The sequence below is a fragment of the Fischerella sp. genome (assembly GCF_013388695.1).
Taxonomy (GTDB): domain Bacteria; phylum Cyanobacteriota; class Cyanobacteriia; order Cyanobacteriales; family Nostocaceae; genus PCC9605.
Genome location: NZ_JACAEU010000140.1, coordinates 1 through 15551, shown reverse-complemented (window position 1 = coordinate 15551; position 15551 = coordinate 1). Strand labels below are relative to the sequence as shown.

The following is a 15551-nucleotide window of genomic DNA, read 5'->3' as shown; positions in this document are numbered from 1 at the left end:
CTTTGCATGAAAATGAAGTACACCCTCACTTTTGACGGACATCCCTCTCCCAATATTGGGAGAGGGAAAGAGGGTGAGGGATTTGCTAACTGTACCTGATTCACTTGAAATTTGCTGTAAATCACAAAATCCATAAAACTTTAAATATGCTCAACTTTCTCAATTCTCTTTTAAATCGCCATCCAGAAAACGTTAAAGCCAACGTTGAAATTTATACATGGCAAACTTGCCCTTATTGCATTCGTGCCAAAATGCTGCTTTGGTGGAAGGGTGTCAACTTCACTGAATACAAAATCGACGGCAACGAAACAGCAAGAGCGCAAATGGCAGAGCGTGCCAATGGACGCCGCACAGTGCCGCAGATTTTCATCAATAATCAGCATGTAGGGGGTTGTGATGACCTGTATGAGTTAGATTCACAAGGTCAACTAGATCCTCTTCTCACTCAACCAGCAGTTTAGGAATTAGGAATAAGGTCGTAGCGATCGCTAAACAAATTTTCTAATTAAGTCGGCGTTAATAGACTTATTTTTCATGGTGACAACCTCGTGACCAGGTTCAACCTGGTCACGAGAATTAGAGCCCCTGGCTCTTATTTGCTAAGTAGATGGACGTAATTAAACATAAAGTGCTTATTTTTTGACAAGGGCGGGCAGGATGCCCACCCCACAAGAGATTTATTGTTCTTGCGGGGTGGGCGTCTCGCCCGCCCTATTTTTACTTTATTTATGTCTATCTACTTATTGACACTCACCGCCCTATAAGTGCGGTGATTCTTGCTTCACAGGGATTCCAATGAATTTACCCTCAGCAAGCATCTTGACCGTGTGCCCCACGGCTGCAAGTCCCCGAACGAGAACTACTTGAGCGGCTGCAACATCTCTGTCAGTTATATAGCCGCAATTTGAACAAACATGAGTACGTTCTGATAGCTCTTTCTTTCCTGCCTGGGTTCCGCAACTTGGGCAAATTTGGCTCGTCTTGCGGCTATCTACTTTCTGGAAATAAACATCACGCTTAAAACAAGTCTGTTCAAGGATGTTGAAGAATTGACCAAATCCGGCATCTAGACAATGCTTACCAAGCATCCCCCTGGACAAGCCGACAAGATTCAAATCTTCAACAAACACCATTCCAGTCGAATTGCATATTTGGTGAGACAGTTTTCTATGCCAGTCCTTACGGCAATTAGCAACGTACTCATGCAATGAAGCAACTTTCCTCTGTGCTTTGTGCCAATTGTTCGAGCCTTTACGTTTTCTGGAAACGCGCTGTTGCAGTAATTTAAGCTTGCGTTCGGCATCTACAAAAAACCTCGGACGTTTGACCAAAAGCCCGTTAGAAGTAGAGACGTAGCATGCTACGTCTCTACTTGTTAGTCCTACATCAATCCCTACTGCTTCCCCATGTGGCATTGGTTGTAGTGGATTAACATCCCATTGAACGGTTAGCATCACGTACCACCCAGAAACCCTTTTGACTACAAGGGCTTGCTTGATTACTCCCCCCTCTGGAATTGACCGCGAGTACAGACGTAGCATGCTACGTCTCTACTTTTACTTTTACCGCGCCAATTACAGGCAATTTCATATACCCGTTACTTAATGGGGTTGCTCCTAGTTGCGGGAAAGAGAAAGACCGCATTCGCCCAGGCTTTTTGAATCTTGGAAACCCATAATTTTGTTCCCACATTGAGACGAAAGCCTTTTCTAGTCGCCTTAAAGTCTGCTGCAAAGATTGAGCATTTACACGTTTTAAATACTCGTTTTCTTTGCGTGCAACAGTCAAAGATTTGCATTGACTAGCAAATGTTGGACGCGGTGCATCGGCAGGAATGATGTATTCGCATTTAAGTGAGCAAGCGTTAACTTGACAGCTACGAGATTTATACCAATCCTTACGCTCTGCTAAAGCATGGTTGTAAACCCGTCTATGGGTTTCTAGCCATTCTTCAAAAATAGCTATTTGGGATTGAGTTGGTTTTAATTTAAACTCGTAAGTCAGGTTAAACACTTAATCACCTCCTGACTTATTTTAGCATATCTAATAACCGGAATGACGATTAATAGAATAAAGTCGTCCTTCTAGGACGAGGCTCTAACCCCAGAATTTTTGGTAGGTTGTTCCAAACAACAAACAATAAACAACCACCAACAATTAACCATCAATTCAAAGCAGATTGTAATAACTCGCGCATACATTTAACCAGCATACGCTCAGGAAATATTGTTAAAAAATCATCTAAATCATGGATAGCTTTACGGATGTACTCTTGGGAAGCACCCTTAGCGATCGCATACTTGTATAAACTTTCGACTGTTGGATAAAACTCAACTGCCAAATAATAAAGGGCGATGTTTAACGTATTGCGCCAGTCTTGAGTATCTTGTTCGTAACGCTTCTTCGCAATTTTAATGGCAAGAACAAAGTCTGCTCGTGCTTGGCGCGGTTGCTTCAAAGCTTGGTACGCTAAAGAGCGTAAATACAAATACCAATCATCATTGGAATTTAATTCCACAGCACGGTTAACATCAGCAAAAGCCTCGTCATACTGCTTGAGCATCAGATAGATGTAACCGCGACTAACAAAAACTTTATCGTTATTTTGATCAAGTTCTAAAACATGATTAAAATCTTTGAGGGCTTGATCGTAGCTTCCTAGCAACTGGTAAGTCTCACCCCGACGGGCGATTATCCCAGCGTTATCAGCGTCAAGCTCAATGGCACAATCAAAGTCTTGCAAAGCTTCAGCGTAACACTTCATCTGGCGATAAGTCTCACCCCGCAGTACGTAGACATGTAGCAGCTTGCCACGATCTCGATCAAGTTCCAGAATGCGGTTAAAGTCTGGTAGGGCTTCGATATAATTTCCCAACAAGTAATATGCTGTACCTCGTAACGTTCTCACCTGGATATTATCCGGCTCATATTTGAGAACGCGGTCAAAGTCCGCGATCGCTTCACCATAACGCCCCATTAAATAATATGCTACTCCTCGCAGTAAAAGTGCCCTAATATGCTCCGGTTCAAGTTTCAGGATGTCATCAAATGCCCGCACAACTTCGGCATAGCGCTGCACTAGTAAATAGTTATACCCCTGTTGTATCTTTGCCCAAGTATAATTGGGGTCAAGTTCAAGGGCGCGGTTAAAGTCTATAAGGGCTTGGTCATAGCGCTCCATCAATTGGTAAATATAGCCCCGTTGCGCGATCGCCCTAGGATGATTAGGGTCAAGTTTAATCAAGCGGTCAAAGCTTTTGATTGCGTCTGAGTAATGCTTGTTGTTGCTATAAACATGACCCTGAAGTTCGATCGCTGAATCTAGTGTCGGGTCAAGTGTAATCGCTTGATTGAGGTTCTTTAAAGCTTCATCGTAGCGTTTGCTGATGTAATAAATCGCACCTCTAAAACTCATAGCCAAGGCTCGCCACTTCCGATCCATTCTGCCCTGCTCTATCAGTGCTGTGAACATTTGAGCAGTGACTTCATAGTCTTGCTGTTTCCAGGCTTTCAATCCTTTGAGTAGCTTTTCACCCCAACGCTGAACTTCTGTGGCATCAGAATCTTTCCCAGCCTGAACGATTATTTCTGCCCAGCTTTGAGCAAATTTATAATGCTTTTGGAGAACCTCCATAAATTCATTAAGAGCTAAAGGCAAATATTTGTGTGGTGTTTGACACAAGCGGTGATACAACACATTCAGCTTGTGGCTTTGCCAAAGGCGATCGCACCATTTTTTCTCTTCATCCAGTTGCAAGTCATTTGCCAAGGAATCGTAATAGTCCGCCAACTTCCCTTGCAAATGCGTCCAACTTTGCGCTGATGAAAGCCGCTTGTGACGTAACATCAGAGTTTTGGCAACATCATGATATACCCAACCATTTGGATGAACTTTCACAAACGGCATCTGTTGCAGCCAATTTAACAATTCATCCGCCTCTTCCTCTGAGCGCAATTGCACTAGAACGTCTCGATATAAATACCGAGGCAGCGCAGCATTAAGTACTCCTTGTCGCCGCTGGGGATCTTTCATCCACTTTAAGAAGCGTTCTACCACCATTCCGTTAGCATCGCCAATTTGACTGGTGTCATCGGGAGTTTCCACCGCAAGAGTGGCAACAAGTAAAGGCAAGCCTTCAGAAAGGCGCAAAATCACATCAATAATTTCGTTGTCGTTAATGTCCTTATAGGAGAGATATTGTCTGGCTTCTTCCTCGGTAAAAGGTTTTAAAACCAGACGCACCATCGATCCCTCGTAGCATCTCCAATGGTTCTTATCCAACTCCTGCCGACCTGCAATAATCAGTATGATATTCGACGGTACGTCACCATAACGACCATCCAAAATATCTCTCAGCCAGGGGTCTAAAAATTCCTCTGTGCGATCGCAGTTATCAAAAAACAGAGCAATATCTGATTTTTCTGCTACCTTCCACAAATCCTCTAAAAACAGAGGCGTCAAGACAGCAATAGCTTCCTGCAATAAGCGTAATTCGTCTTTACTCGCTAATTTTTTGGCTGCGTAAGCTGTCCAATCTCCCTGCGTTACCTCAACATGCCGATCTGCGAATTCCAAGACAACATCAGTACCCGGAATTGGCTGCGTCAAATACACTTCTTTATGAGGGAGAGTTCGTTCTACAAAAGCCGAAAACCCTTGAGGGCATTCCCAATCAGTTTCTAATTCCTGTAATATTTGGCAGTAAGCTTGATAACTCTCATTAAACCGAACAAGTTTGTAACCTTGCTGTTCTAACTGCTGCGCCAGACGACTCATTACCTCTGGTACACTTTTTTCCAATTCGTCTGTATATGCGCTAATTAAGTTTGCATGTTCGGCTATTTGGCGAAATTGCCGCAGCAAGGAACTTTTACCAACACCACCTGCGCCAACAACATTAAAGATAAAGCGACGATGATCGTCCTCAAGTGGTAATTCTAAATTTTGACGAAATAGGGTAATTTCTTCTTCTCGTCCGACAAAATTTAACTTTTGGTGTTGCTTAACAATCTCTTGCAACGTCCGACGCTTTTTTTGGGGATTGTCAGTGGACAGAAAATCTGAGTATTGCGTCCCCGCTTCCACAACCTGACTGACAAAAACCCGATCTTTGTCCTCCAGCAACGGTAACTTTTCTTTAATTGTCGCGATCGCCCGTATCACCGCTTCCCGATCTGCCGGGGAAAAAGTTGAACTCACATGATTTTCAGTCATTTTTGTTACTCCATTGGGACACACCTTAAATAGAGTGTTCCCAAATAGAGAAAAAGGCGATCGCTTAAGAAAAAGCAGGAAATAAGGTAGCGTAAATCACATCAATATACACACTTCTTGCGTTAATAAATTGGGTGGGCGAGACGCCCACCCCACAAACCAATAAAGCTCTTGTGGGACGGGCGTCCTCGCCCGTCTGAAATTCGAGGTGCAACATGTGAATACAGGTAATTGGCAATGAGATAAAAACAGTTTTACGATCTATGTACAGAAACATGTACATAAACTGATGCTTTCTTACAAAATCACATCCCCAACCGATGCGAGAAATGACTTTTTTAAGTTGTTAGACCTGGTAGTAGAAAATCATCAAGTGTATATCATCAAACGTCGTGATGGTGAAAATGTAGCCTTGATTGCTGAGTCAGATTTGGTGAGTTTGCTGGAAACGGTTTATCTTTTGCGTTCCCCTGCTAATGCACGTCGGTTGCTGGATGCAATAGAAGAGTCGAAAACAGGAAAGATTCAACCTCAAACTATCGCAGAACTTCAGCAGGAGTTGGGGATTGAGCAAGAAGAAGAAAAAGAAATCTGAAGTTGATGAAGTTCAACCAGTTGTAGTTAATCGCAGTCCTGGTTTTAGTTCTCAATTCAAAGAAGATTTGGCTCGGTGGTGCAAGCAAGATTTTCACAAAGCGTCGAAAATCTTGGATTTAGTGACGGCTGTCATGCAAGATCCCTTCGAGGGTATCGGCAAACCAGAACCATTGAAGTATCTGGATGCAGATATCTGGTCACGGCGAATCGATTTAGAACATCGGCTTGTCTATCGGGTAGGAAACACTCAGATTGATTTTCTAGCTTGTCGGTATCATACCAATTTGCGTTCTTAAGTGTCATTCTGAACGGAGCGATAGCGAAGTGAAGAATCTCGCGAGATACTTCGCTTCACTTCGTTACGCTCAGTATGACAAAATTACAGTTCCTAATGCAGATTGGTATCACTACGATTGAAGAAGGCAGAAGGAATAATATAAATTTTCTCCCCACCTCCCCATCGCCTTTTTCATCGCTTCAGTCTTTACCCTCAAGAATTATCCCTTCAAGGTTTGCCCGTTTAAGGTTCGCCCCTTCAAGGTTCGCCTCTCTAAGGATAGTCAAAAGCTACACATGCTGATGAAGAAGAATGGCGATCGCTCTCAAAACTCCAATATTCTCACTTGAAACGAGAAACGTCTCATCTGAAACGAGAAACTTCTCACTTGAAACAGCAAAATTTAAGCTTTGAACAAGAAATGTCAAGCTTCATACTTGAACATTCCAGATCAAAGCCCTAAATTTTTACTTGGAAACCTGAAGTGCCGAGATAATTTCTACACCTTCGCAAAGCTGGAACTGCACCTTGCCAGTTTTCTTAGTACAACATTACATAAATTCATAGCGAAATTTTAGCACCAAGACTCCGCGACACTCTGCGTTAACCTTTGCGAGCCTCTGCGTTTCAAACCACTACTAAAGCTGTACTTAGCAAACCGCCTTTCCATATCATCTGAGTCCAGCAGCTAGGATCTTGTTATTCTAATAAAATGACGTCAAATAAAACTCACTTACTGCGACTTTCCCAAGGACAACTTAATCTCTTAGAACGTTGTCCGCGTCAGTTCCAACACTCTTACTTGGAACAACTTTATTCTCCTGCCGATCCGGAACGTGAAGAACATCAGATTTTGGGGAGTCGCTTTCACCTGCTGATGCAGCAGCGAGAAATGGGTTTGCCAATTGATAGTTTTCTACAAGCCGATGCCCAACTGCAAAGTTGGATGACAGCTTTTGCAAATGTAGCACCAGAAATTTTAACGCCTGCGACTGACAACCAAACTTTTCGAGAAAGCGAACACTATCGCACGTTGCCAGTACAAAATTATTTACTCACAGTTGTCTACGATTTATTGATTGCAGATCCCCAGCAAGCACAAATTCTCGATTGGAAGACTCATCCTAAACTGCCCAATAAACGTAAGTTAGAACAAAATTGGCAGACACGCCTTTATACGTACGTATTAGCTGAAACCAGCGATTATCTACCAGAAAATATTTCAATGACCTACTGGTTTGTCCAGTCTGAAGGTAAACCACAGAGTATAAAATTTAGTTATGATACCGCCCAACATAAGAAAACAGCTAAAAAACTTACGCAACTGTTAAGTAAATTAACTCATTGGCTGGAAGATTATTATCAGGGGAAAGATTTTCCGCAAGTGCCAGAGGGTAGCAAAGCTTGTGAATATTGCCAATTTGCTAAGAGGTGCGATCGCCCTCAGCTTAATTCTGAACAAACATCAAAAGCAAAATCTCCTTCACATCCAGTGGGCACTAACTTACTGAATCTCGCTACGATCCAAGAGGTATCCCTATGAAGGAATTTGTTGGTGGTTGCTAGTTGTTTGTTAATGGTTGTTCCATACAACAAACAACAAACAACAAACAACAAAAAACAAACAACAATATTATTTTATGCATTCAGATGAATTTGATGCGGTTTATGTCCGCGAATTAGGAATTGACGACATAGCCCCTGTTTATCATTTGGGAGAAGAATTATTTACCAGCGATTTATATCCCTATCTATATCGTTGCTGGGATGAGTGGGAAGTGATTGGACTTTACAACACCGATCCAGAATACTGTCTTGTTGCCGAAATTGATGGGGAACTAGCAGGATTTGTTTTAGGAACTATCATCACAAAGGCATCCTGGACTTATGGATATATTCTCTGGTTAGGAGTCAGTCCAAAATTTCAACGGCGTGGCGTGGGAGATAAACTAGTTGATACTGTCATTGCCCGCATGATCGAAGATGGGGCTAGATTTATGTTGGTAGACACCGATCCAGAAAATGTTCCAGCGGTGAAGTTTTTTCGCCGCAAAGGATTTGGTAATATCCGCCAACATGTTTTCTTGTCGATGAATTTAAGCAGGCATGAATATTATGGCAGACTAATTGATTACGAACGTCAAAAAGCCGAAAGAGCAGGTTATAGGAAATCATCGCGTCCTATCCGCACTCGTAAAGCTGAAGCTATTACTAATGAAGTTGCCCTTAATGTCCTCATGAGTGAATCTCAACGCCAAGAAGATTCTCCCGTATAAACAATATGCCTGAACAGCAGTGGATTTTGACCTCAACTGAACAACCACCCGAATGGTTCCTGCAAGCTGTCAAGCAATACGTATCCGCATCCAGCGGACAGTATGCAGCGCAGTTGCTATGGCAACGAGGTATACGGGGAATCCCACAGCTTGCAGCTTTCCTTGATTCCAAAACTTATCAATCAGCGAGTCCGTTTGAATTTGGACAAGAAATGCAACTAGCAGTAGAACGGTTGCAAAAAGCATGGAAAGCAGCGGAAAAAATCGCCATTTGGGGAGATTTCGATGCTGACGGTATCACTTCCACTGCTGTATTGTGGGATGGCTTGGGTCAGTTCTTTGTGCAAAATACGCAGTTAATTTACTATATTCCCAATCGACTTACGGAATCTCACGGACTTAACTGTCCTGGCATTGACAATTTAGGCGAGCAAGGCTGTAAGTTAATCGTGACTTGCGATACCGGTAGTACAAATATTAGTGAAATTACTTATGCAAAGCAGCAAGATATCGATGTTATTGTTACCGATCACCACACCTTGCCAGTAGAGCGTCCGCCAGTCACAGCCATCATCAATCCTCGCTATTTGCCAAGTGACCATCAGTTGTTTCATCTTTCCGGGGTTGCGGTGGCTTACAAGTTGGTGGAAGCCCTGTATCAAGCTTTGCCTGATATCCCGCAACAGCCTCTAGAAGATTTGTGGGATTTAGTAGCAGTAGGTCTAATTGCCGATCTAGTGCAGTTGAGTGGAGATTGTCGTTATTTGGCACAGTTGGGAATTGGGCGACTGCAAGAAGATTTTAAAAAAACTCCGACCCAGCGGCGACGTCCGGGAGTAGGTCGATTGTTGGAGTTGTGCCAGAAAAGTGGCGATCGCCCTACAGATATTTCCTTTGGTCTCGGCCCCCGCATTAATGCTGTTAGCCGCATTCAAGGAGATGCCAGTTTCTGCGTAGAATTACTGACAAGCCGCGACCACAAGCGTGTCAATCAGCTAGCAGAGGCAACAGAATTAGCAAACTCCCGCCGCAAGTCCTTACAAAAAGAAGTTGCCCAGCAAGTAAACCAAAAGCTCAGCCAAATGGACTTATCCACCACCAGCGTCATCGTCTTGTCAGACCCCCAGTGGGCTGTTGGTGTCTTGGGCTTGGTAGCAGGGCAAGTAGCGCAGGAGACAGGAAGACCGACGATTTTGTTGAGTACAGAAGGGAGTGGGGGAGTGGAAGAATGGGAGAGTGGGAGAACTTCCCCCCCTCCTCTTCTCGCGCGTGGTTCTGCCCGTTCAGTCAACTCGGTTGATTTATACCAACTCGTGAAAAACCAAGCCCATCTGTTGCATCGTTTTGGTGGACATCCTTATGCAGCGGGTTTGAGTTTACCTGTAGAGAATATTCCTTTGTTTACAGAGGCGATTAACCAACAGTTACGGCAAACTTTGGGCGGTGCAACTCAAGCACCAACAGTGCAAGCAGACTTGACGGTAACGGTAGCAGATTTAGGGAAAGAGTTATTTTTGGAACTGAAACTCTTGGAACCCTGCGGTATGGGCAATCCTGTACCGAAATTGCTAATTCAAAACTGCTGGTTTGAAAATGCTTGGCATCGCAATCAGCAGGATTGGCAGGGGAAAAAGGTACAGTACATAAAAACCGAGTTTGATATTCGCGATGATTCTACAAGAAACCCTTTCCCCGGTGTGTGGTGGGGACATTATAAGGATGAATTGCCATTGGGACGATGTGATTGCATTGCAGAATTAGACTACAACACCTTTAAAAAACGCTACGAAATTCGATTAATTGCCGTACGTTCTAGTGAAACATCTACACGACTCACTCACCACTCAGTATTAATTTTGGACTGGCGCAATATCCCAGACGCGCCATGGCGCGTCTCTACATCTGTTCCACTCCTTTTAAAAGAATGCCCCACTAGTTGGGATGATTTACGAGCATGGTTGAGGCGATCGCTTTACAATCAACAACCATTGGCGATCGCATGGTCTAAACCCAAACACAAACCCCCAGAGGAAATATGGCTCACACTCGTAGGAATTGCTAAATATCTCAGCCGTACTAATCAATCAGCCACCCGCATCCAATTTTTACAGAAACTCGGTATCAGTGACCAAAGTTTGTATTTAGGATTCAAAGCTTTGAAATCTCTGGGTTTTATCGTCCAGCGACAAGATCGTAATTTGCACATCAACCAGCAGCCAAACCCTGAATCAACACTTGCAGAGACTGCCATTGCCAAGTTTTTAGCAGCTGTCCGCGAAGAACAATTTCAGCGCGAGTATTTCGCCGAAGTACCTCTATCAACTATTCAAGCGATCGCAAAAATTATGAACGCTGAATATTCATAATTCATAATTCATAATTCATAATTTAAGATTCCCCTGCCGCTCACACTTAAAACCGCGACGCTGCCAAGCTTCCATATTCACATCTGTCAGTTTGATAACTTGCGAACATTGTGGCTGAACGATCTGACTTAACCCTGCCCAAACCAAGCTACGCGTTACATCCAGTCCAGTTTTTGGCCAAGACTCGCGATTACCAGGAATACCTTGTTCTTGTACAGTTTCTGTTTCTACCCAAATGCCATGGGTGCCCAAAAGAATTTGTGCTAACCACTTTGCCCTTGGCAAGTGTGTTGGGGAAGTAACTAGCATGACTTTATTCACATGCCAGTGACGCAAAATAGGGATAGCATAGTAAAAGTTATCAAAAGTTGAACGAGCACATTTCTCCAACCAAACATTTCTCATTGAAGCTGCTTCTCTTTCAAAAATTAGCCAAATACATGGATCTGGAGAACCTTGAGAAATTAAAATTGGGGTTGGCGGGGATTGTTTTGTTAACTTGGCTATATATATTTCCCGCTGAATACTGCCACCAAGTACAAAAAATGCATCTACTGGCTTAGAGGAAACTGAAACTAAAATTATTGTTATAGACACAAGCCAGACGCCAATGATAACACTGAGTCCTATCGCAAATTTTTGTAAAATTTGTGACTTATTTCCCAATGAATTTGTAGAGGGAATACTTCTAACAGTTTTAACTTTACGGTTCATGGCTTTTTTATATAAAATTTAAATTACTTAAGTTTTTTAATCTTTAGAATTAATTAATCCAGCAACAATTGGTATTAGGTAATAATGAGTGCAATTGTGACACTGATGAAAGTGTCATACTAATGCAGTAAGCTGACTGAGCAAGTTGACTAATGCGGGAAAAGTCCTTGAAAAATAATCGCAGGATTTTCAGGAAAACTTAAAGGATAGAAGGATGAAGAAAGTATAGTCTAACAGGACAACTATCAATTACTGGAAAGCTCTGATTGCTAAACTGTCAACAACACAATGTATTCCAGCTAATATACATGAAACAATCTGCAAAACGTTACTCGCCAATGCAAGTAGCTTTGATTGGAGGGGCGATCGCCACCACAGCTACACTGTCTGTATTTGGGCCGGGTTGGTGTCGTTCTGTTCGGGCAGCACTACAAGATAGCCCAAAACAAGTAGTTGACCAAGTCTGGCAACTAGTAAATCGTGAATATGTAGACGGCTCTTTTAACCGCCAAAATTGGCAAACAATTAGATTGAGCCTGTTGAGCAAAAACTATTCTTCCCGTGAAGAAGCTTACGTCGCTATCCGCGAAGCCTTACAAAAGCTGGGAGACCCATATACTCGATTCATGGACCCCAAACAGTTTGAAGCCTTAACCAGCCAAACATCTGGGGAAGTCTCTGGAATTGGCATTCGGATGGAGGTGAATGAAAAAAACAAGCGACTAGTTGTTGTAGAAGCCTTGGAAAATTCGCCAGCAATCAAAGCAGGAATCAAGCCTGGAGATGAGATTGTGGCAATTGATGGCAAAGCCACCCATCAGATGAAAATCGAAGATGCTTCCAAGCTGATTCGCGGTCGGGCGGGTACAATGGTGACTTTGCGCTTGGAAAGGGATGGACGGAGTGCTTTTGATCTGAAGTTGACAAGGGCTAATATTGAAGTACCGACAGTGCGTTATGAACTGAAGCAAGAAGGTAATCGCCGTATTGGTTATATTCGCTTGCGAGAGTTCAGCGCTCACGCCTCAGACCAGATGCGACGAGCTATCCGCGATTTGAACGGCAAGCAAGTAAATGGCTTTGTTCTAGATTTACGTGGTAATCCCGGCGGTTTGTTGCAATCGAGTATTGAAATTGCCCGGATGTGGATGAACGATGGTTCAATTGTCCGTACGGTAGACCGCAAAGGTGGAAGCGAAGTAAGCAAAGCCAATCACACGGCTCTCACAAATCGCCCCTTGGTGGTCTTAGTAGACAATAATTCAGCTAGCGCCAGCGAAATCCTCGCAGGTGCACTCAAAGATAATAAACGAGCAATAGTAGTCGGCAGTAAAACCTTTGGCAAAGCCTTAGTGCAATCAGTACATGAACTCGCAGATGGTTCCGGTGTGGCAATTACCATTGCTCATTATTACACTCCTAAAGGAACAGATATTAACCATAAGGGAGTTGCACCAGATATTAAATTAGATTTGACACAAGAACAACAACGCCAGTTAGCATCTAACCCAAATTTGTTGGGAACTCAAAACGATCCTCAGTATACCCGTGCTTTGACAATTCTCTCCAGCAATCGCTTAGCCCAACCTTTGCAAAATCAAACCTCCCAAAAACCAACAAGCTTTGGCGCTAGTGATTTGCGATTTTAGCTTTAGTCAAGATGAGGATTTGGGAATACTAGGAATTAGAAAGTTGTTTGTTGTTAGTTGTTTGTTGTTTGTAACAACCAACCATCAACAATCAACAATCAACCAACTACCAACAATTCCCAATCCAAAATCTCAAATCTATGAATGACAATTTAGTTAACACAGTTACCACCGATGCTTTTTTACCCAAGGTATCGGTGGTTATTCCTATTTATAATGGCGCAGCAGATTTACCAGAGTTAATCGATTGTTTGTTGGCTCAAACTTACCCAAAACAACAGGTAGAATATTTGCTGGTAGACAATAATAGTAGCGATCGCACTTATGTTCTCCTGCAACAAACAGCCGAAAATTCCCCTTTACTAATTCGTCCTTTAAGCGAAAAGCAAATTCAAAGTTCCTACGCCGCCCGCAACACAGGTATTCGCGCCGCTAGTGGTGAGATAATTGCCTTTACTGATGCTGATTGTCGCCCTCAACCAGAGTGGTTACATACATTAATTGTGCCTTTTGTCAATGAGGACGTAGCAATTGTCGCGGGTGAAATTACGGCACTACCCGGACAAAGCTTGCTAGAAGTATTTGCTGAGCGCCAAGAAACCTTATCGCAAAAACATACACTTGCCCATAAGTTTTGTCCCTACGGTCAAACTGCGAATTTGGCGATTAGGCGGCAAGCCTTAGAAAAAGCGGGTTTGTTTCGTCCCTATCTTACCACCGGGGGTGATGCCGATATCTGCTGGCGGATTCAACGGGAAAATATCGGACGTTTGGAATTTGCTTCTGAGGCGATCGTACAACACCGCCACCGTACTACACTTAGGGAATTACAAAGTCAATGGCGGCGCTATGGACGTTCAAATCGCTATCTGCACGAGTTGTACGGCATAGAGTTAATGCGAGACATTACACTAAAAGAATGCGGCTATCGATTAGCACGTTGGTTATTGAAGGAATTACCAAGGGATAGTTTCAAGGCTTTAGCCGGCAAAGCTTCTCTTGTAGACTTATTAAATACTCCCATTGGATTGTTTACTGCGAGAGCGCGTACTGCTGGGCAAAGGGAAGCTAAATTGCCGAAAAAAGCAACGATAATCGAAAATATTTGAAAATTTTTGGTTTGTAATTGCTAGTTATTTATCACTAATTAAATCATCTAAATAATTAAGGATGGTATGAACCAGTCTTTCTAGTTATTTCAGAATGGCTGCATTTAGTTCGCTCGGTGCTGTTGTCTCAACTTCGATAGCAAAACTATTATCAAAAAAGAGTTGGAAAAGGAACTTTTTTTGGCTTGTTAAATTCAAGTGTAAATAGTACTATTTAGCGGAAATTTCCACTTGATTTTAATCATGCGATCGCCATATTCAATATTTACAATAAAGTTATAATTTTCGCGCATCCTGCTGCAATTTCTAAATTTTGTCTTTACTGGAGTGTAAGTAATGGTATTTTGGGGAGATTATACTGGTTTACCGAGTTCCTATAAGGGTTGGAATGTATTTATAGATGGGGAGCAGAACAATACAAAAACCAAGTTTGCTGCATCCCTTCAAAAGCTGCTTGAGTGGTTGCGAGAGTACATGGCTGTTGATACTGTTACATTCTTGCTACCAAAGGAGCAACAGAATTTGGGTGTGTACGCCAGCATCGGACTTGAGGAAGAGATAGAACAACAGATCCGTATTCCCATCAAACAAGGCATAGCTGGTCGCATTGCTGCAAACAAGAAGCCAATGATAGTCGATGACTTATCGAAAGTAGAGGTAGTCAGTCCAGTCTTGCGTCAGAAGGATCTTAAATCGCTTGTCGGCATACCAGTGCCGCTCAAACAGGATATGGTCGGAGTACTGCACGTTGGTACTCTTGAGTCCCATCAATTTACAGAACGTGATATAGAGCAACTGCAACTAGTGGCACATCGCATCGGTTTGATGGTAACAGATGCAGAGCTTTTTAATGTAGAGTAAGTTGAGCGCGATCGCGTAAATTGCTTTGAGGTCTTCGGCTTCAAAGTACGCACCTCCTACTTTAATACTCTGCATCAAGTCTTCGCATGGAATTTTTCTACTTTGACAGTGCGAGTACTGAAATTAGCAGGCTTTGCACAAAGCCGGATTGGTTCTAGGCAAGAAAATCCTTCTATATTTCATGTAGTGTAATTACCAGCGAAAGAGTTTCCAAGAGATAGAGAGATAAGACAACGGGGACATAAAGTGTCCCCGTTGAAGCTCAATAACAATATGTACTCAAAAACATTTGAACTAGCGAGAGTGTATTTGCTCTATACTGGTTTGTTATTCCTAGAGTTTTTAAATTTATAAAGACATAATTTTTATAAGGGACTTCCAAATAAAAAAACATACAATTTTTCTTGTGGGGTGGACATCCTGTCCGCCCATAACCAAGGGCGGGCGAGACGCCCACTCCACAAGAAGGGATAATTTATTTCTTGGT

The 15551-nt window shown here is 42.8% G+C and carries 14 protein-coding genes; 9 read left to right on the top strand and 5 right to left on the bottom strand.

Annotation, left to right across the window (positions count from 1 at the left end; all coding sequences use genetic code 11):
- The first annotated feature begins 146 nt into the window (after positions 1-146).
- Positions 147-461 carry a glutaredoxin 3 gene (gene grxC / locus HXY43_RS19030; protein WP_026732001.1) on the top strand — a complete coding sequence of 105 codons (315 nt, stop codon included), beginning with the start codon at positions 147-149 and terminating at the stop codon, positions 459-461.
- Positions 462-758: 297 nt separating this feature from the next.
- On the opposite strand, the gene HXY43_RS19025 is transcribed toward grxC, so the two are convergent.
- The 3 genes from HXY43_RS19025 to HXY43_RS19015 form a co-directional block, all read right to left on the bottom strand.
- Complete coding sequence (locus HXY43_RS19025; RefSeq protein WP_290886080.1) at positions 759-1541, bottom strand: transposase; 783 nt, start codon at positions 1539-1541, stop codon at positions 759-761.
- A gap of 1 nt (position 1542) precedes the next feature.
- Positions 1543-2013 (bottom strand): transposase, encoded by a 471-nt coding sequence (locus tag HXY43_RS19020; RefSeq protein WP_290886077.1) that lies wholly within the window; start codon positions 2011-2013, stop codon positions 1543-1545.
- A gap of 151 nt (positions 2014-2164) precedes the next feature.
- The gene (locus HXY43_RS19015; protein WP_290886074.1) at positions 2165-5215 is read right to left on the bottom strand and encodes an ATP-binding protein; all 3051 of its coding nucleotides are present in this window, start codon (positions 5213-5215) and stop codon (positions 2165-2167) included.
- 289 nt (positions 5216-5504) lie between these two features.
- Between HXY43_RS19015 and HXY43_RS19010 the strand changes: the two genes are divergently transcribed.
- Positions 5505-5810, top strand: coding sequence for a type II toxin-antitoxin system Phd/YefM family antitoxin (locus HXY43_RS19010; protein WP_290886071.1), 306 nt, complete (start codon positions 5505-5507; stop codon positions 5808-5810).
- Positions 5782-6108: a Txe/YoeB family addiction module toxin gene (locus tag HXY43_RS19005; protein WP_290886068.1), complete on the top strand. Its 327-nt coding sequence runs from the start codon at positions 5782-5784 to the stop codon at positions 6106-6108. Before HXY43_RS19010 ends, HXY43_RS19005 begins: the two co-directional genes overlap by 29 nt.
- Before the next feature lie 181 nt (positions 6109-6289).
- On the opposite strand, the gene HXY43_RS26970 is transcribed toward HXY43_RS19005, so the two are convergent.
- The gene (locus tag HXY43_RS26970) at positions 6290-6376 is read right to left on the bottom strand and encodes a pentapeptide repeat-containing protein (protein WP_367161490.1); all 87 of its coding nucleotides are present in this window, start codon (positions 6374-6376) and stop codon (positions 6290-6292) included.
- A gap of 425 nt (positions 6377-6801) precedes the next feature.
- Here HXY43_RS26970 and HXY43_RS19000 point away from each other — a divergent pair, with 425 nt between their 5' ends.
- The 3 genes from HXY43_RS19000 (at position 6802) to recJ (ending at position 10731) form a co-directional block, all read left to right on the top strand.
- Complete coding sequence (locus tag HXY43_RS19000) at positions 6802-7632, top strand: PD-(D/E)XK nuclease family protein (protein ID WP_290886065.1); 831 nt, start codon at positions 6802-6804, stop codon at positions 7630-7632.
- A 97-nt stretch (positions 7633-7729) separates the two neighbouring features.
- Positions 7730-8365: a GNAT family N-acetyltransferase gene (locus HXY43_RS18995; RefSeq protein WP_026731995.1), complete on the top strand. Its 636-nt coding sequence runs from the start codon at positions 7730-7732 to the stop codon at positions 8363-8365.
- Between the two features lie 5 nt (positions 8366-8370).
- Complete coding sequence (gene recJ, locus HXY43_RS18990; RefSeq protein WP_290886060.1) at positions 8371-10731, top strand: single-stranded-DNA-specific exonuclease RecJ; 2361 nt, start codon at positions 8371-8373, stop codon at positions 10729-10731.
- Positions 10732-10746: 15 nt separating this feature from the next.
- Here recJ and HXY43_RS18985 read toward each other — a convergent pair whose 3' ends face one another.
- The gene (locus HXY43_RS18985) at positions 10747-11445 is read right to left on the bottom strand and encodes a YdcF family protein (protein WP_290886057.1); all 699 of its coding nucleotides are present in this window, start codon (positions 11443-11445) and stop codon (positions 10747-10749) included.
- 308 nt (positions 11446-11753) lie between these two features.
- On the opposite strand from HXY43_RS18985, the gene ctpB reads away from it, so the two are divergent.
- The 3 genes from ctpB (at position 11754) to HXY43_RS18970 (ending at position 15064) form a co-directional block, all read left to right on the top strand.
- Positions 11754-13094 carry a carboxyl-terminal processing protease CtpB gene (gene ctpB / locus HXY43_RS18980; protein WP_290886055.1) on the top strand — a complete coding sequence of 447 codons (1341 nt, stop codon included), beginning with the start codon at positions 11754-11756 and terminating at the stop codon, positions 13092-13094.
- Positions 13095-13234: 140 nt separating this feature from the next.
- On the top strand, positions 13235-14203 hold the full coding sequence (locus HXY43_RS18975) for a glycosyltransferase (RefSeq protein ID WP_290886053.1): 969 nt from the start codon (positions 13235-13237) through the stop codon (positions 14201-14203).
- A 336-nt stretch (positions 14204-14539) separates the two neighbouring features.
- A complete protein-coding gene (locus HXY43_RS18970) occupies positions 14540-15064 on the top strand; it encodes a GAF domain-containing protein (protein ID WP_290886051.1) in 525 nt (174 codons plus the stop codon).
- Positions 15065-15551 lie beyond the last annotated feature (487 nt).

Bases quoted from the DNA above. Each gene is read 5' to 3' on its own strand.
- grxC (WP_026732001.1), top strand. From the start codon at position 147: ATGCTCAACTTTCTCAATTCTCTTTTAAATCGCCATCCAGAAAACGTT.
- HXY43_RS19025 (WP_290886080.1), bottom strand. From the start codon at position 1,541: ATGCTACGTCTGTACTCGCGGTCAATTCCAGAGGGGGGAGTAATCAAG.
- HXY43_RS19015 (WP_290886074.1), bottom strand. From the start codon at position 5,215: ATGACTGAAAATCATGTGAGTTCAACTTTTTCCCCGGCAGATCGGGAA.
- HXY43_RS19010 (WP_290886071.1), top strand. From the start codon at position 5,505: ATGCTTTCTTACAAAATCACATCCCCAACCGATGCGAGAAATGACTTT.
- HXY43_RS19000 (WP_290886065.1), top strand. From the start codon at position 6,802: ATGACGTCAAATAAAACTCACTTACTGCGACTTTCCCAAGGACAACTT.
- HXY43_RS18995 (WP_026731995.1), top strand. From the start codon at position 7,730: ATGCATTCAGATGAATTTGATGCGGTTTATGTCCGCGAATTAGGAATT.
- recJ (WP_290886060.1), top strand. From the start codon at position 8,371: ATGCCTGAACAGCAGTGGATTTTGACCTCAACTGAACAACCACCCGAA.
- HXY43_RS18985 (WP_290886057.1), bottom strand. From the start codon at position 11,445: ATGAACCGTAAAGTTAAAACTGTTAGAAGTATTCCCTCTACAAATTCA.
- ctpB (WP_290886055.1), top strand. From the start codon at position 11,754: ATGAAACAATCTGCAAAACGTTACTCGCCAATGCAAGTAGCTTTGATT.
- HXY43_RS18975 (WP_290886053.1), top strand. From the start codon at position 13,235: ATGAATGACAATTTAGTTAACACAGTTACCACCGATGCTTTTTTACCC.
- HXY43_RS18970 (WP_290886051.1), top strand. From the start codon at position 14,540: ATGGTATTTTGGGGAGATTATACTGGTTTACCGAGTTCCTATAAGGGT.